Origin of the sequence: Haloferax sp. AB510, assembly GCF_024136985.1 — an archaeon.
In the GTDB taxonomy this organism is placed as follows: domain Archaea; phylum Halobacteriota; class Halobacteria; order Halobacteriales; family Haloferacaceae; genus Haloferax.
The window spans coordinates 1-15,876 of the sequence record NZ_JAMYJY010000088.1 but is presented as its reverse complement, the minus strand read 5'-3'; the positions used below and the strand labels follow the sequence as shown (position 1 = coordinate 15,876).

Annotated in this window: 14 protein-coding genes and 1 other RNA gene; 9 read left to right on the top strand and 6 right to left on the bottom strand. The window is 68.2% G+C overall.

Going from position 1 to position 15,876, the window contains the following annotated elements; genetic code table 11:
* A partial coding sequence (locus NKF06_RS15410; RefSeq protein ID WP_253245901.1) for an amidohydrolase family protein occupies positions 1-621 on the bottom strand: 621 nt, incomplete at its 3' end.
* 132 nt (positions 622-753) lie between these two features.
* Positions 754-1,440 (bottom strand): lipoate--protein ligase family protein, encoded by a 687-nt coding sequence (locus NKF06_RS15405; RefSeq protein WP_253245900.1) that lies wholly within the window; start codon positions 1,438-1,440, stop codon positions 754-756.
* A gap of 54 nt (positions 1,441-1,494) precedes the next feature.
* On the opposite strand from NKF06_RS15405, the gene NKF06_RS15400 reads away from it, so the two are divergent.
* Positions 1,495-2,406 carry a hypothetical protein gene (locus tag NKF06_RS15400; protein ID WP_253245899.1) on the top strand — a complete coding sequence of 304 codons (912 nt, stop codon included), beginning with the start codon at positions 1,495-1,497 and terminating at the stop codon, positions 2,404-2,406.
* Positions 2,407-2,625: 219 nt separating this feature from the next.
* Positions 2,626-3,318, top strand: coding sequence for a helix-turn-helix domain-containing protein (locus NKF06_RS15395; RefSeq protein WP_253245898.1), 693 nt, complete (start codon positions 2,626-2,628; stop codon positions 3,316-3,318).
* A 200-nt stretch (positions 3,319-3,518) separates the two neighbouring features.
* Here NKF06_RS15395 and NKF06_RS15390 read toward each other — a convergent pair whose 3' ends face one another.
* Both NKF06_RS15390 and NKF06_RS15385 read right to left on the bottom strand, forming a co-directional pair.
* Complete coding sequence (locus tag NKF06_RS15390; RefSeq protein ID WP_253245897.1) at positions 3,519-4,646, bottom strand: hypothetical protein; 1,128 nt, start codon at positions 4,644-4,646, stop codon at positions 3,519-3,521.
* An 82-nt stretch (positions 4,647-4,728) separates the two neighbouring features.
* Entirely contained in the window at positions 4,729-7,314 is a 2,586-nt protein-coding gene (locus NKF06_RS15385) for a PAS domain S-box protein (RefSeq protein ID WP_253245896.1), read from the bottom strand.
* 115 nt (positions 7,315-7,429) lie between these two features.
* Here NKF06_RS15385 and NKF06_RS15380 point away from each other — a divergent pair, with 115 nt between their 5' ends.
* Positions 7,430-7,915, top strand: a complete 486-nt coding sequence (locus tag NKF06_RS15380; RefSeq protein WP_172795738.1) for a PaaI family thioesterase — start codon at positions 7,430-7,432, stop codon at positions 7,913-7,915.
* Between the two features lie 78 nt (positions 7,916-7,993).
* On the opposite strand, the gene NKF06_RS15375 is transcribed toward NKF06_RS15380, so the two are convergent.
* On the bottom strand, positions 7,994-8,566 hold the full coding sequence (locus tag NKF06_RS15375) for an isochorismatase family cysteine hydrolase (RefSeq protein WP_058825985.1): 573 nt from the start codon (positions 8,564-8,566) through the stop codon (positions 7,994-7,996).
* Between the two features lie 99 nt (positions 8,567-8,665).
* Here NKF06_RS15375 and NKF06_RS15370 point away from each other — a divergent pair, with 99 nt between their 5' ends.
* From NKF06_RS15370 to NKF06_RS15355, 4 genes are all read left to right on the top strand, one after another.
* On the top strand, positions 8,666-10,111 hold the full coding sequence (locus NKF06_RS15370; RefSeq protein ID WP_253245895.1) for an Hvo_1808 family surface protein: 1,446 nt from the start codon (positions 8,666-8,668) through the stop codon (positions 10,109-10,111).
* Positions 10,112-10,156: 45 nt separating this feature from the next.
* The gene (locus NKF06_RS15365) at positions 10,157-11,566 is read left to right on the top strand and encodes an Hvo_1808 family surface protein (RefSeq protein ID WP_253245894.1); all 1,410 of its coding nucleotides are present in this window, start codon (positions 10,157-10,159) and stop codon (positions 11,564-11,566) included.
* A gap of 36 nt (positions 11,567-11,602) precedes the next feature.
* On the top strand, positions 11,603-11,923 hold the full coding sequence (locus NKF06_RS15360; protein ID WP_058825982.1) for a hypothetical protein: 321 nt from the start codon (positions 11,603-11,605) through the stop codon (positions 11,921-11,923).
* A 77-nt stretch (positions 11,924-12,000) separates the two neighbouring features.
* A complete protein-coding gene (locus NKF06_RS15355; protein WP_253245893.1) occupies positions 12,001-13,158 on the top strand; it encodes a nicotinate phosphoribosyltransferase in 1,158 nt (385 codons plus the stop codon).
* An 88-nt stretch (positions 13,159-13,246) separates the two neighbouring features.
* On the opposite strand, the gene NKF06_RS15350 is transcribed toward NKF06_RS15355, so the two are convergent.
* Positions 13,247-13,849: a TIGR00296 family protein gene (locus NKF06_RS15350; protein ID WP_253245892.1), complete on the bottom strand. Its 603-nt coding sequence runs from the start codon at positions 13,847-13,849 to the stop codon at positions 13,247-13,249.
* A gap of 150 nt (positions 13,850-13,999) precedes the next feature.
* On the opposite strand from NKF06_RS15350, the gene rnpB reads away from it, so the two are divergent.
* An RNA gene (rnpB, locus tag NKF06_RS15345) (RNase P RNA component) lies at positions 14,000-14,428 on the top strand.
* Between the two features lie 85 nt (positions 14,429-14,513).
* A complete protein-coding gene (locus NKF06_RS15340; RefSeq protein ID WP_253245891.1) occupies positions 14,514-15,620 on the top strand; it encodes a matrixin in 1,107 nt (368 codons plus the stop codon).
* Positions 15,621-15,876: the final 256 nt, after the last annotated feature.

Below are 15,876 nucleotides of genomic sequence, written 5' to 3'. Positions count from 1 at the left end.
GGCCTCAGCGGTTCGGTAGGCGCTCCACGCGTCGGCGTCGGCGTCGTGGCCGACCCCACCGAGGTCGCCCTCGATGGCGGACTCGTCGAACAGGTCGGCGTCCTCGGCGTGGACCGTGACGGGGACGCCCGCCTCGCCGGCGCGCTCCGCGGCCTCGGAAAACAGGTCGGCCTCGATGCCCATGTCCCCGGTCGAGTCGGCGAGGAACACCTCACCGAGGGCGAAAAGCGGGCGGTCGAGGAGGCTGTCTGGGTCCCAGTCGGCGGTGACGCCGCCGTTGATGCCGTAGTCGATACAGGACGTCGCGGCGCGCTCGGCCTTCGCGTCGAAGCCCGCGCCGTCGGTCGTCGTCGGGTCGGTGTTCGGCTGGTCGGCGACGGTCGTCACGCCCCCCGCGGCGGCGCTCCGCGCGCCCGTTTCCCACGTCTCTTTGTGCTCGAACCCCGGTTCGCGGAAGTGGACGTGCACGTCGATAGCGCCCGGTAGAAGCAGGTTCTCCTCGGCGTCGACGGTCTCCTCGTCGGCGACGGGGTCGAGGTCGCCGACCGCCTCGACGGTCCCGTCCTCGACGCGGACATCGACCACGCGGCCGTCGGCCAGCGTCGCGTTCTCGATTCGCATACGAGGGGGTGCGACGCGCCGGGTGCTAAGTCCGGCGGTTCGGGTAGTGGTGGCGATTGGGGGAGCGGCGGCGGTTCGGGGAATGACTGCGTCGGGCTGCGTTGGGCCGTCGTCGCTACCGCCAGGAGTCGCTCACGCGAGGGCCGCCGCGTCTTCGACTCGGGTGTCCGCGTCGCCGACGAAGACGGCTTCGAGGGCGTCGCAGACCGCGTCCGGACTTCCCGGCCCTCCGGCGTCGGCGACGCTGCCCACCGAATCCGGGTCGAAAGGGATCTCGATGGCCTCGTAGACGGGCGCGAGCACGTCGGCTATCTCGTCGCGGTCGGAGACGACGACCACGCCGGAGACGAGCGCGCTCTCCTTGCGGACCCGCTGGGCGATGCCGCAGAGCTTTCCGCCCGCTTGGACCGAGTGGTCGCCGGGACAGTACGACTTCGGAGGTTCGCCCCGCCGCGCGGGGACACCGAGAGTTCGCAGGGCGCGGACGACGGCGGTCGTTCCGGCCTCGTACCGCGCGTCGAGTCCGGTCCGTGCGTCGTCGAGCGGGAGCGCGTGGGCGAACGCGACGGTGGTTCCCGTGTAGGCCACCGCGCGGCCGCCGACGGAGCGCTCGATGGCCGGGAAGCCGCGTTCCTCGGCGGCGGCGACGGCCTCGTCGTACCGCGGAGCCCGGGTGTCGCGCCTGCCGAACGCGAGCTGACGGTGCGGTGTCCACGCTCGGAAGGCCGGTTCGCCCGTTTCGCCCGCCTCGCGGAGCATGGCCGCGGTGACCGCCCGGTCTGCGTCTCGGTCGGGCCCGCGGCCGCGGATGACGCGCATGTCCGAGAGAACCACCCCGACGTACCTAAGCGCACCCGTCCCGTCCCGACGACCATGCTGCGACTGCCGCGGTCGATGCTCTCGCGCTTCGAGCGCTTCTCGCTCTACAACTCGCCGTATCCCGCCCACGACAGCGGCTGTGCAATCGACCTCTACGTCGCCGACGACGACCCGGTGGCCCGCTCACCCGTCGCAGGCGTCGTCCGCGAGACGCGGACCGTCCGCGCGCCCGACAAACCCTACGCTCACGACGACGAGTACCTCATTCTCGTCGATGTCGATGCCGACGCAACCGGACTGGACTGGCTCGGCGACGCCGCCGACGACCCGCGCGAGGGGCTGGTCGCGCGCATCCTCCACGTCGACCCCGGCGTCCACGCGGGCGACGAGGTCGCCGTCGGCGACTCGCTCGGGCGACTGGTCCGCTCCGGCTTTTTCGCTCCGTGGGTCGCAAACCACGTCCATCTCGGCTTCCGCCCGACGGACGCGAACCACCACCGCGCCCAAGGGTCGCTCCCGGTTTCGCCCGACGTGACCGTCTCGCCGCTCGACTGGGACGGGACGGGAACCGTCGTCGAGACGGCCGAGACGTTCGTCGTTCTCGATGCCCCGGACCGCGCCGACGCGGGGGTCGGTCCCGACGAGTTCGTCGGCCTCGCCAGCGACGAGGGCGTCGTCCTCGACGGCGGTCTCGCCCACTACGGGTTCGGGGGCACGCTCTCGCCCGTCGGAGACGAACAGTCGTTGTCGCTCTTCGGCGAGCCGGTCGGTCGGACCGCCGGTCGGGACGTTCCGTGGGCCGGTTTCGACGTGCTCGCGGACGGCGAGAAAGTCAACGGGCTGTCACTATTCGCGTCCCGCGTCGATTTCGGAACCAAAATCGTCTGCCCCGGCCACGACTTCGCCGTCGGCGACGAGGTGTCGGTCGCGATTCGGCCCAGCGACGACCCGCTGCGCCTCGACTGATTCGACAGAAATGATTTACTACTAACACGAGCGCGCCGCCCGGAGGCGACCGACCGAACACCTCTATTTTGGGGCCAGTTCTTAAATCCCTTTACTATGAAAGGACGAGTCTCCGCAAAAAATATCCTTCGCTCGTCCGTATTTTTCCTTGTTTGTGAGACTCGATATACGAACGTGCACCGTCGTTTCGGTCTTCGACGCCGCCGTCTCCGCGCCGCGATGACCGACGACCGCGACACCGGGTACGAGGTCGAACTCGGCCACCCACTGGTCGGCGCGTCCCCCGATGCGACGCTCGAAGACCCGGAATTCGAACTCACGTTCGTCGGCGGTATCCCGGTGTCGGGCGAACCGGTTCCCTACTTCGTGGCCCGCGGAAGAGACCGCGAGGCGCTCGACGAGTTCCTCGACGACCACGTGAACATCGAGTGTTTCGAGTCGGTCTCCGACGGCCCCGAGGGACGACTTTACCGCTGTAAGTGGGCGACTCACGAGGGCGATATCATCTCGGCGATTCGCGAGTGCGACGGCATCGTCCGGCGGATGGTCGGCACGAGGTACGGCTGGTCGCTGTCGGTGTACTTCGCGTCGAACGAGCTGACGACCCGGTTCCACGACGCGTGTCTCTCCCGCGACATCGACATCGACGTGCGCCGGGTGGAACCGGCTCGCCTCGACGAGCGCCACCCGCCTGACAGCGACCTCTCGGAAAAGCAACTCGCGGCGCTTCGGCTCGCTTTCGAACGGGGCTACTTCGAGACGCCGAAAGAGACCGGCCTCGACGACATCGCGAGCCGGTTGGGCATCACCGAACAGGCGCTCTCGCAACGACTTCGGCGAGCGCTTCGGCACCTCGTGGGCTCGGCGATAGACGATATCGACGACATCGAGCGCGACTCGCGGTCCGAGTGAAGAGCCGACGACGCGTCAGAACGGGACCGTGGTGGGGATGTGGCAATCGGGCGCGGATTGCCACGGTGGTGTCGATAGTGAACCGCGATGGAGGCGACCTGCGGTCTCTCCGGCGGTGCGCCCGTGTGGGGGGTGCCACCGACGCATATCGGTACGTCGATTCTAGTAATATATCTGACCCTTGTGTGGACAATCGGTATTTAAGCGGCGTCGAAGTAATCGAGGTACTCCGAGGCGAACGTCCGGACCTCGTCGTACGTCGGCGGCGACCCGTTTCGGACGAAGTGGCCCGCGACGGCGTTGCCGACGACGAGAGACTCCGCGCGGCCGAGGTCGAGGACGTGCGCGAGCGCGAGGCCGGCGTTGAAGTGGTCGCCGGAACTCGTCGTCAACACCGGGTCGTCCGTCCGGGGGACGCCGACGGTCGCGGCCCCCTCGTCATCGATGAGATGCGCCTCCTCGATGCCGTGGCCCGCGAAGCGGCTGACGCCGAGGTGGTCGAACGCCGCCTGCGACTCGCGGCCGAAGTCGTCGCTCTCGACGCCCGCCAACCGCGCGAGATAGCGCGTCTCGTAGCGGTTCGCCGACGCGACGACGCGAACCGCGTCGTCCAGCGCGGACACCTGTTCGACGCCCGCGGCGACCACCTCCGGCTCCCGTTTTCTGAGGTCGCCGGGGTCCAACAGCAGCGTCTCCGGCGGGTCCGACAGTGTCGGCCACAGCTCTTCGCGGAGGCCGCGCGCCACGTCCGGTAGCTCGGGCATCTCCGACCAGTAGCCCATCCCGACGAGTTCGGTCCCGTCGACCAGTTCGGCCAGTCGGTCGAGGCCGACCCGCGACTCGATTCCGGCCCAGTCGAGCGTCATCAGCGCGCCGATTTCGGTGAGCATCAGCTTCCCGTCGTCGAACTCGACGGCATCGGTGTAGCCGGGCGACCCGAGCGTCTCCAGCGGGAGGTGGCCGAACTCCTCGACGAACGGCTCTTCGACCGGGTCGCCGAGACAGCCGACGACCCCGGGCTCGAACCCGATTCGGTCGAACGCGCGGGCGAGGTGACTCACGTGTCCGCCGGTTCGGACGTTCGCCTGAAGCCACTCGAAAGAGAGGGAGCTCTCGGCTTCGACCGAGTCGTTCACGCGGTCGGCGAACGCTTCGAGCGTCGGCACCCGCTCGTAGGCGTCGGCCGACTGCCGCTCGGAGACGAACTCCCGAACGCGGTCGATGTAGCCGTCGAACCCGAACAGCACCCGCCCGCCGTCGACGGTCTCCGGGAGCGTGTCCCGACACGACTCTACCGCGCGGACCGTCGTCTCGTCTGGGGTTTCCATGGCGCTCCGTTCGGACGACCGCCAATTAGTATTGCCGTCGGCGGCGACACTCCCGCGCCGTCAGCGGTTGTTTTCGGGGCCGTCAGCGGTTGCTTTCGGTCGTGATTTCGAACCGCGCGCCGCCCTCGTCGCTCTCGACGAACCAGACGCTCCAGCCGTGGGCGTTCACGACGCTCATGACGACGCTAAGTCCGAAGCCGGTCCCCTCGGAACTCGTGGTGTAGCCCGCCTCGAAGATGCGGGGACGCTCGTCCGGTGGGATTCCCGGGCCGTCGTCTTCGACGTAGAACCCGTCGCGGTCGGCGAGGGGGCCGACACTGACGGTCACGTCGTCGCCGCCGTGGCGGATGGCGTTCGAAAAGAGATTCTCGAGGAGCTGTCTAAGCCGTCCACGGTGGGCGTCGACCGCGATGTCGCCGTCGACGACGAGCGTCGCTTCCGGCGCGTTGCTCGCGGCGGTCGTCCACGCCGCCTCGGCGACGGACCCGAGCGATAGTCGCTCCGCCTCCTCGACCGTCTGGCCGTTGCGCGCGAGCGCCAACACGTCCTCGACGATACCGGCCATCCGCTCGTGGGCGGTCGCGACCCGGTCCAACTCGTCGCCGTCGTACCGCTCGCGGGCGAGTTCGAGATAGCCCATCGCCGCGTTCAGCGGGTTCTTGAGGTCGTGGGAGACGACCGACGCGAACGATTCGAGCTGCTCGTTCTGGCTGGCGAGTTCGCGCTCGCGCCGACGTAGCTGCTGTTCGCGCTCGACCCGGTCCAAGACCGCGCGGGTGTTGGCGGCCAGCACCTTCGCCAGCGCGATTCGCTGGTCGGCCAGCGAGTCATCGCCGAGAGAGGCGACGAAGAACACGCCGTGGTCGGGAATCGGGACGATAAGTTCCTCTTTGACCCCGGCGTCGAGGACGAACCGCCGCGGGTTCGAGCCCACGTCCCGGTAGAGGTTGTGTTCGCCGCGCTCGAACACCTCCCACGTCAGACCGGCCCCCCGCGGAATCGGCGGCACGTCGCCGAACACCGCCCACGCCTCGTCCGTGAACGCCGTCGGGACGAGCGCGTCTAGCGACTCGTCGTACAGGAGGACACCGCTAATTGCGTAGTTGAGGACCTCCGTGGCGGCCTCGCGGACGATTTCGGCGACCTCCTCGCGACTCGTCGCCCCGGTCAGCCGCCGGGTCGAGGCGTGGAGTGCGTTGAGTCGCTGTTCGTACCGCGTTCGCGCCGTGACGTCCGTCGAGATGCCCACCGCACCCTCGACCTCGTCGTCGCCGACGATGGGCGAGACGGTGAACTCGACCACGTAGTTCTTCTCGGGAAGCGACAGTTCGATTTCGAACCGCTCGCGGGTGCTCTCGCCGTCGAGAACGGCGTCGAGGGCGGCCTCGGCGCACTCGTAGTGTTCGGCGGCGAGATAGCCGGCGTCGCGGAGCGCGGAGATGTGTCGGCCGACGAACGCCGACATGGGGATGGTCGTCCGCGACAGCGCGGTCTCGTTGATGAACTGGATCACGCCCGCCTCGTCGACCACGTACGCACCCTGTCCGATGCTCTCGACGATGGTCTCGTACCGCTTGAGCCGCTGTTCGTAGCTCCGCTGTTCGGTCACGTTCCGCGAGGTGACGACGAACCCGCCGACCGAGGTGTCCGCCTGGTTGCTCCCCACGGATTCGAGCCACGTCCACGACCCCTCGGCGTTCCGGTGGCGGTACCGGACGGCCTCGGTCCCGTCGGCCCCCGTCCGGAGCGCGTGTTCGAAGACGGCCTTCACGTGCTCCCAGTCGTCGGGGTGAATCAGGTCGGAGACGGGCTTTCCGACCAGCTTGCCGGGGTTGAACCCGAGGACGTCGGTGACGGAGGGGCTCTGGTACCTGATTCGCCCGTCGGTCCCGACGAGAGTCACGAGATCCCGCGCCAGCTCCACGAGACCGCGGAACTGCGCCTCCGTCGCGCGCTGTTCGGTCACGTCGCGCATCGAGACGAGGACGCCGTACGAACCGTGATACTCGATGTCCTTGACGTTCGCCGCACACTCGTGGACGCCGCCATCGGCGTCGACGAGGCGGACCTCGTAGCTCACGGGCGCGTCGCCGCCCCGCCGCCGCGTCTCGGAGATACGGCTGACCTTCTCCCGGTCGTCGGGATGGATGACGTCGAGGAGCGCGGTCTCGGCGAGTTCGTCGTCGCTTCGGCCGGTGAGTTCGGTCAGCCGGCGGTTCCAAAAGCGGAAGTCGCCGTCCTGCGCGATGAAGATGGCGTCGTGGCTCTGCTCGACGACGGTCCGATACAACGAGTTCGAGTCCCGCCCGCTCGACGCCCACCGAGAGAACTCGATGGTGCGCTCGATTCGCGCGGCGACCGCGGCGGCCGCTTTCTTCGTCTTCGGCAGGCTGACGACGATAGCTCCGCTCCCGTGGGCCGACCCGCTGGCGCTCGCGGCCCCTCGGGTGACGAGAAAAAAGACCGGGACCACGCCGACCCGGTCGCGGACGCGGGAGACGAACCCAGTGTCGACGTCGCCGCAGCGGACGACGCCGGCGACCCCGTCGTCGAGGGCGTCGAACACCGCGTCTTCCGCACACATCTCGGTCGTGAAGCCGCGTCGCTCGACAGCCTCGACGAGGCCGTCCGGGCACTCGTCGACGAGGACGACGCGGGAATCGCTCATACCAGTATCAGTTCGGGAACCTGTATATATCTCACGTGATACCGGACTGACGAGTGTCTGACGCGTCCCGACACCGACCGTCGGTTACATGCCATTTGACACACTCGTTCGTGACATGTCCGACGACTTTCCCGCCGAGGCCGCGGCAATCGTCCAGCGGCACATCGAGGACGAACACGGCTACCTGTCGTGGCTCAACACCCGCGTCGACGCCATCGAGCGCGGCCGTATCGTGATGACCATCCCGTACGACGAAAAGCTCACCAACACCGTGTCGCCGCCGACCATCCACGGCGGCATCGCGGCGACGCTCATCGACACCGCGGGCGGCATCGCCCTCCGGACGATGCTCGACGACCCGCTCGCCGGCGGCGTCGCCACTATCAACCTCAACGTGAACTACCTGCGGCGGGCGTCGGGCGACCTGACCGCGGTCGCCGAGGTCGTCCGTGCGGGTGGCTCGGTCGGCGTGAGCACCATCACCGTTGTCAGCACCGACCCGGAAGAGGACTCGGACGTGGCCGCCCGGCAGTCGCCGTCGAGCGACTGGAACGACGCCGTCGCCACCGGACAGGGCGCGTACCGGCTCTTCCGGGAGTGAGACGCGGCCGAAAACGCGGTCAGCGTCGGGGTCGGGGTCGGAGTCAGGGCACCGCCCGCACCCGGCGGGACCGTCGGCCTACTCGAACGCCACGTCCGCGAGCGTCGTCGTCTCGCCGAACAGCCAGTCGGCGTGGTCGACCGCGTACTCCTTGTGTTCCGCTTCGATGTAGCCGAGCGCGTCGGTGACGAGAATCGGTCGGTAGTCGCGTAGCCCGGCGCTCCCAGCGGTGTGCAGGACGCAGACGTTCGCCAGCGTCCCGCAGATGAGCAGGTCGTCCACGCCGTGGCTGTCGAGCCATCCCTCTAGTTGCGTCTGGTGGAACGCGTCGTAGGTGTGCTTTTCGACGACGAGGTCCTCGTCGCGGACGTCGAGGTCGCCGTGGAGGTCGGCGTCCCACGTCCCCTCGACGACGTGTTCGCCCCAGCGCTCGAACTCGTCGTAGTAGTGGTTGCCGTCGAACTGCTCCGGCGGGTGCACGTCGCGGGTGTAGACGACGCGCGCGCCGGCGTCGCGGGCGGCGTCGACGAGGTCCGTGACGGGCTCGATTGCTGATTCGCTCCCCGGCGCGAACAGGCTCCCGTCGGGGTGACAAAAGCCGTTCTGCATGTCGACGACGACCACCGCGGTTCGGTTCGGGTCGAGTGCCATACGCGTCGGTTGCCCCGGGACGACCAAAACAGTACGCGCCGCCCCGATTCGACGCCTGAACCCGACAAGGTACTTCACTCCGGAGTCCAAGGGTACGATATGCGAACGCCCGGTCTCCGCGCCGTTTTCGCCGCCCTACTCTTGGTTCTCGCCGGCTGTGCCGCTCCCACGGCCGCGCCCGGCGGCGACGCACCGCCCGCGACGCCCGACCCGGACAGAGAAGGATTCGCCGACCCCGACCGGGACGTACTCGGCTGGGAGGACGGCTACTGGTACGACGAGCCCATCGCCGTCGACCAGTCCGACGGCCTCAACGACTCCGAGATGGATGCGTACGTCGCCCGCGGAATGGCCCGCGTCGAACACCTCCGGCAGTTGGAGTTCGACGAGCGCGTCCCCGTGAACGTCATCTCCCGCGACGACTACCGGAGCGACAGCGCCAACAGATCCGGGTCGGCCGACTCCGAGTTCAACCGCTGGAACGACCAGGTGTGGGAGGCGCTGTTCATTACCGGTGAATCAACCGGAAGCGCGAGCGCCATCTCCGAGACGACCGGCAGTTCGGTCCTCGGCTTCTACTCGCCGTCCGACGACGAAATCAAAATCGTCACCGACTCGACCGGCGAGCCGACCATCGACAACACCACGCTCATCCACGAACTGGTCCACGCCCTGCAGGACCAGCACTTCGACCTGACCGACGCCCGCTTCCGCGGCGAGACGCAGGACGGCGACCTCGCTATCGACGGCATCGTCGAGGGCGACGCCAGATACGTCGAACAGCAGTACGTCGACCAGTGCGCGGCCGGCACGTGGGACTGCGTCGTCACGCCCGCCGCGGGTGGCTCCGGCGGCGGGTCGGGCGGCGGCGGCCCGAACCTCGGCATCCTGCTCACTATCTACCAGCCGTACTCCGACGGCCCGGTCTACGTCCACGACCTGTACGAACAGGGCGGCTGGGAGGCCGTCAACGACGCCCTGCGCAACCCGCCGGTGTCCTCCGAACAGACCATCCACGTGACCGACGAGTCGCCGCGTCCCATCTCCTTCGCCGACGAGGGGACGAACGGCTGGACCACCTTCCCCGGACAGGGCGTCGAGGGCTCCGACACGGTCGGCGAGGCGTCGATGTTCTCGATGTTCTGGTATCAGGCCCGCACGTCCGGCGCGGAGACCGTCCGCGTTCAGTCCATCCTCGACACGACCTCGGAGTACGACACGTACAACTACGACGCCGCGCCGTCGAACGGCTGGGCGAACGACCGCCTGTTCCCCTACCGTAACGAGGCCGGCGCGGAGACCGAGTACGGCTACGTCTGGGTGACCGAGTGGGACACCGACGGCGACGCACAGGAGTTCCACGACGCCTACCTGAACATCCTCAGCGCCCACGACGCCACCCAGCGTGACGACGGCATCTACGTCATCGAGGACGGCTCGTTCAACGACGCCTTCCGGGTCGTCCGCACCGGCGACCGCGTCGTCATCGTCAACGGGCCGGCACCCGCTGATGTGGACGAGATCCGGCCGGGACTCGCGTCGTAACCTCCGCGACGAGACGCTTTTTCCTCTCCCTCCCCTGCACCCGCTATGAATCGCCGCCGCCTCGCCACCGTTCTCTCCGCTCTTCTCCTCGTCATCGCGGGCTGTGCCGCCCCCGTCGCCGACCCGGACGCGGCGGGTGGGTCTGCGCCTCCAACCGATGACTGGTCATGGCCCGCCGACCCGCCGACCGACCGGCTGGGCTGGGAGGGCGGCTACTGGTACAACGAGTCCATCGCAGTCAACCAGTCCGACGGCCTGAACGCGACCGAGCGCGAGGCGTTCGTCGCCCGGACGATGGCTCGCGTCGAGGTCGTCCGCGAACTGGAGTTCGAGGAGTCCGTGCCGGTCGAGGTCATCTCCCGCGACGAGTACCGAACCGAGTCCGACGAGTCGTCCGACCCGGTCCACAGCGACTGGAACGACCAGGTGTGGGAGGCGCTGTTGTTGGTCGGCGAGGACCGAACCATCGACGAGGTGTTCGACGAACTGTACGGCGGTGCGGTGCTCGGCTACTACTCGCCCTCCGAGGACCGTATCGTCATCGTGAGCGACGACGACCAGCCGACCATCGACCGGCGGACGCTCGCCCACGAACTGGTCCACGCCCTGCAGGACCAGCACTTCGGACTGGACGGCTCGCCGCCGACGCAGGACGCCCAACTCGCCGAGAACGGACTGGTCGAAGGCGACGCCCGCTACGTCGACCGGCTGTACGAAGAGCGCTGTGAGACCGAGTGGGACTGCGTCCCCCGGCCCTCCGGAAACGGGTCGGGTAGCGGTTCGTTCGACTATCCGGTGTTCCTCACCATCTACGCGCCCTACAGCGAGGGTCCGACGTTCGTCTCGGACCTGCGCGAGCGCGGCGGCTGGGCGGCCGTCGACGACGCCTACGCCGACCGCCCGACCTCGACCGAGCAGGTGCTCCACCCGAAGCGGTACCCCGACGAGCGGCCCGTCGAGGTGACGGTCGAAGACCGGTCGTCGGCCACGTGGACGCGCTACGACACCGACCCCGTCGCCGACACGGTCGGCGAGGCGTCCATTTTCGCGACGTTCTGGAAGCACCGCGCCATCGACCGGACCGACCTCCAGCGGAACACCGGGGCGTACTCGCCGTACAACTACACGGCCGGTCCCTCTGAGGGCTGGGCCGGCGACGCGGTGGTACCCTACCGCCCGGCGTCGGACGAGACCTACGAGGCGAACCCCCACGAGCGCGGCTACGTCTGGCGGACGGTCTGGGACACCGAGGCTGACGCCGAGCAGTTCGAGCGGGCCTACGTGACCTACACACTGAGGCTCCGCCTCGGCGGGTCGTACGCGGGTGAGAACACCTATCTCGTCGACGATGGTCCCTTCGCAGACGCCTATCGGGTGACGAGAGACGGCGACACCGTCACCATCGTCAACGCGCCGACGGTGGAACAGTTGGACGAGATTCACGAGCGAAGGTAGGAGAAAGCACTTGTGCTATAGCTGACATCAGACTGTATGTCCCGCCGGCTCGGCCAGTTCGCGCTCGCCGCCTCCTTGCTCGTCCTGTTTGTCGCGGCCTTCCTCTTCATCACCGGGACGCTCGTTCCGTGGTCGAACAGTTGTCCGCCGCACCTCGACGTGGACCCGGCCGACGACGTTCCCGCCGACGCGGAGATAGTCGCCTACGAGTCGCTGACCCCCGCCGAACGGGCCGCCTTCGACGACGCGCTGGCCTCGGATTCGATGATTTCGCTCGAAGACCGGCCGTGGTCGCCGAGCACCAGTTACGTCCGGAAGAACGGGACGCTCTACTTCGCGGCCGTTGCCGTCTGCTGACCCGTTGAAGAGAATTCGTCTTCGACGCACGTGACCGATTATACACCTTTTTCATCGGCCGGGTGGAATCCGCGCCAATGAGTGACTTCGATATCGTCGGTCCCGAGGCCATCCGCGACGGCGTCGCGACCGACGCCTACTTCGAGCGGACCGAGGCGACCCTCCGACACGCGGGCAAGAACCCCCGCGTCGTCGCCGAGGTGACGGCCGACCAGTTCCCCGACGGTGATTTCGAGCTGTTCGCCGGCGTGAAAGACGCCGCGGAACTGCTCTCCGGCCACGATATCGACGTCGACGCCATGCCCGAGGGCCTGCTGTTCGACGGCGGCCCCGTGATGCGAATCGAGGGCGACTACCTCGAATTCGCTCGGCTCGAAACCTCGCTGCTCGGCTTTCTCTCGCACGCCTCGGGCTGTGCGACGGCCGCCCTCGAAGCCCGCGCGGCGGCTCCCGACTCGACCGTCCTCTCGTTCGGCGCGCGCCACGTTCATCCCTCCATCGCCGCGATGGTCGAGCGGAGCGCCCTCGTCGCCGGTCTCGACGGCTTCTCGCACGTCGCCGCCGGCGAGATTCTCGGGAAGGAGGCGTCGGGGACGATGCCCCACGCGCTCCTCATCGCCTTCGGGCGCGGCAACCAAGCCGAGGCGTTCCGCGCCTTCGACGAGGCCGTCGACGAGGACGTGCCGCGAGTCGCCCTCTGTGACACCTACGGCGACGAGACTGAGGAGGTCCTGCAGGCGGTCGAGACGCTCGGCGACGACCTCGACAGTGTCCGCCTCGACACCACGTCCTCGCGCCGCGGCGACTTCCGCCACATCGTCCGCGAGGTCCGCTGGGAACTCGACGCCCGCGGCCACGAGGACGTGGGCATCTTCGTGAGCGGTGGCCTCGGTCCGGCCGAACTCCGGCACCTCCGCGACGTGGTGGAGGGCTTCGGCGTCGGCGGCCACATCTCCAACGCCAATCCGGTAGACTTCGCGCTCGACATCGTCGAGGTAAACGGCGAACCCGCGGCCAAGCGGGGCAAGCTCTCGGGCGTAAAGGAGGTCTACCGCACGGCCGACGGCGGCCACCACGTCGGTCTCCGCGGGCGACCCGGCCCGACCGACGGCGAGGCGCTCCTCGAACCGCTCATCCGCGACGGCGAGGTCGTCTCGGAGTTCGACTTCGACATCGACGCGGCCGCGACGCGGGCCAGAGAGGACGCCGAGTTAGTCGGCTTCGGCGACGAGTAAGACGCGGTCTCGTTTTGCGGCGACGCTCGGGGCCGTCGCTCGCCAGTTAGGTTCTCCCCCCAAGGAGTCGCGTCGTCGCCGCGACGACTTACAGCGCTTCGACGCTCCCGCCGTCGTCGCGCTCGCGGAAGACCTGCCCTTCGAACAGGGTGATCATGGTGTCGTCGTCCTGCCACGCCAGCGGCGACAGGCCGGCCTTACGGCAGGCGTTCGTGAGGAACTCCTCTTTCGACCAGCCGAGTTCGATCGGGAGCGTCGGGTACATCCAGCCGTGGGTGCCGCCGGCGTCGATGGCGACCCCGTGGGTGCCGAGTTCGATGTCGGCGACTGGGTCGTTAGTCAGCGTGTGATTGTTGACGATACAAACAGAGATGTTCAGATTCGGGAGTTCGGGTGCTTCGATTTCGGTTTGACACGAGTCGCCCGACGCGGCCTTGATGGCCGCGTCGACGATGGCGTGACCGAGTTGGTCTTTCCCCCGATATGCGCCCGCACAACCCCGCAGTCGACCGCGCCCACGTGTCGACTTGATGCGGACGAACGCCCCAGTTCGGGCGTAAAATGCGTCGCGCATGCTGCCCGGTTGCTCTCTCTGCCCGTGAAGAACGTACGATTCGACCGATTCCCGCGCTAGTTCGACCGCCCGCGCCCCATCCTCGTAGGTGAGGTGTACGGTCTGCGCCTCGGACATATTATCATCCAAGTCCTGTGGTGACTTCAACGCTTCCCTCGAATGTTATCGGGTTGTTATGTAGAATCGGTGCCACATAACGGGCGACTAAACCCGCGTATGACCCCGTTAATCGAACCGCTTATCCGACCGACCGGACTAGGGTAGGTCGGCAGAGAGAGCCCAGTTCCCGTGCCCGAGATGGGCATGAGGAAAGTCCCCCCACCGTCCGAACGGGTGACCGGGCGCAAGCCCGGAGTCGGAGACGGCTGGCGCTGGAACAGAAACGAGACCGCTCGACTTGACCGATGATGCGCGCGCGACGGCCCCGCCGGCGCCGGCGCGGCCATCATGGCCGCGTGCGAACCGACCCGTAAGGGAAGGGAGTTAACCCGCAGAGGGAAGCGAGATGGCGTCGCCATCTCTGACGGTCGAGAACGGATGGAACGGCGAATCCTCACCGGTGCAAGTCCGCGCCGCGAAGGTAGTTCGGACGGCGCGTCGGGTTCGCCCGTCGCGCCCTCGGGGCTCGCCCCGAGAAGGACGCGGACGCTGAGCCGAATGCTGGGACGAACAGAAGGGGGCTTACTCCTCTCAGCCGCTTTCGAACGCCCGAGCGGCCGCGCTGTCGGTCGGGTCGCGCCGTCGGGAAACGCTCTTGACCGTTCGCCACCGCAGTCTCGGTATGCGCGGTTCGACCCTCCTCGTCGCGGCGCTCGTCGTCCTCGCCGGCTGTGCCGCGCCGGTGTCGCCGGGAGACGACGCGACGACTTCGACGACCGCTCCGTCCGCCACGACTACCGAAACGCCGCCGACCGCAGTCTCGACTACGGCGCCGCCAGCGACCGCGACTGCAACGCCTACCGCGTCGCCGACGCCCGAGACGACAGAGACGTTCACGCCGGCCTCCGGCTACGGTCCGTGGGGCTCCGAACCGGTCGTCGTCGCCGTCGAGGCAGCCAACGACGACCGCGACTACGCCGCGCTCGTGACCGAGGCGACGACGTTCTGGGAGGCGAACGACGCGCGCTACCTCGGCTATGAGGTCGACTACGAGGTCGACGCCGACGCCCGCAACCCGGACATGGTGGTCCGCTTTTCCGACACCATCCCCGAGTGTAGCGGACAGGCCGACGCGGTCGGCTGCGCGCCGTACATCACCCGCGCCGGCCAGATTGACCGCCCCGAGACCGTCTACATCCGAACCGGGTTCAGCGACGACTCGACGGTCGAAATCATCGAACACGAACTGGGCCACACGCTCGGTCTCGCCCACGGCGACGAGCCCGCAGCCCTGATGAACGCCACGGGCATCCTCTACACGCTCCCGCGGACGAACGCGACCGAGAAGGCGTTCCCGTGGGACGACCCGAACTTCACGGTCTACGTCGACGACGCGAACGCCTCGGACCCCGACGCGGCCCGCGAGCAGATCCGTCACGCCCTCGATTACTTCGCCGACGGCGCACCGGGGATGCCCGACAACCTCACCTACACCTACGTGGACGACCCGGCGGACGCCGAGGTTCGTATCTCCTTTGCGGACTCCTCGCCGTGCGCCCCGGGCGCGGTCTCCTGTGCCGCCGCCAGCGGCTACGACCCGGACGGGGACGGCGCGTTAGAGACGTATGGGAGCTATCGGGTCATCCTCGTCGACCTCGACACCGAGGCTGTCGGCTGGCACGTCGGCTACTGGACCGCACACTACCTCGGCGCGGAGGCCGACGACGAAAAGCCAGAGCCGTTCCGGAACGCGACGTACAACGAGCGTCGGAGCGAGTGGTGGACGTAGCGCGGTCGCCACGTCGGCCGCTCCGGCGTGTTTCGCGCCGAAAACAGCGGTTCTCGTCCGTTCGAATCGGCCGAGTCCTTCTTTGGTACGGCCCCCGTAGACACGGTCGTGATTCCCACCGACAGGCACGGTGACGCCCACCCCGCCTTCGACGAGGAGTCGTTCCGCGACGCGCTCGCCGAGTTCGGGGGGCACGGACGCGGAGCGCCGGGTCGTCGCGCGGCAGGCCCCGCGACCTCGCCGACTCGGGGGCAGG

Excerpts from the sequence above, each read along its gene's own strand:
- NKF06_RS15365 (WP_253245894.1), top strand. The coding sequence starts at position 10,157 with ATGAATCGCCGCCGCCTCGCCACCGTTCTCTCCGCTCTTCTCCTCGTC.
- NKF06_RS15400 (WP_253245899.1), top strand. The coding sequence starts at position 1,495 with ATGCTGCGACTGCCGCGGTCGATGCTCTCGCGCTTCGAGCGCTTCTCG.
- NKF06_RS15340 (WP_253245891.1), top strand. The coding sequence starts at position 14,514 with ATGCGCGGTTCGACCCTCCTCGTCGCGGCGCTCGTCGTCCTCGCCGGC.
- NKF06_RS15350 (WP_253245892.1), bottom strand. The coding sequence starts at position 13,849 with ATGTCCGAGGCGCAGACCGTACACCTCACCTACGAGGATGGGGCGCGG.
- NKF06_RS15370 (WP_253245895.1), top strand. The coding sequence starts at position 8,666 with ATGCGAACGCCCGGTCTCCGCGCCGTTTTCGCCGCCCTACTCTTGGTT.
- NKF06_RS15385 (WP_253245896.1), bottom strand. The coding sequence starts at position 7,314 with ATGAGCGATTCCCGCGTCGTCCTCGTCGACGAGTGCCCGGACGGCCTC.
- NKF06_RS15395 (WP_253245898.1), top strand. The coding sequence starts at position 2,626 with ATGACCGACGACCGCGACACCGGGTACGAGGTCGAACTCGGCCACCCA.
- NKF06_RS15390 (WP_253245897.1), bottom strand. The coding sequence starts at position 4,646 with ATGGAAACCCCAGACGAGACGACGGTCCGCGCGGTAGAGTCGTGTCGG.
- NKF06_RS15355 (WP_253245893.1), top strand. The coding sequence starts at position 12,001 with ATGAGTGACTTCGATATCGTCGGTCCCGAGGCCATCCGCGACGGCGTC.
- NKF06_RS15375 (WP_058825985.1), bottom strand. The coding sequence starts at position 8,566 with ATGGCACTCGACCCGAACCGAACCGCGGTGGTCGTCGTCGACATGCAG.
- NKF06_RS15380 (WP_172795738.1), top strand. The coding sequence starts at position 7,430 with ATGTCCGACGACTTTCCCGCCGAGGCCGCGGCAATCGTCCAGCGGCAC.
- NKF06_RS15360 (WP_058825982.1), top strand. The coding sequence starts at position 11,603 with ATGTCCCGCCGGCTCGGCCAGTTCGCGCTCGCCGCCTCCTTGCTCGTC.
- NKF06_RS15405 (WP_253245900.1), bottom strand. The coding sequence starts at position 1,440 with ATGCGCGTCATCCGCGGCCGCGGGCCCGACCGAGACGCAGACCGGGCG.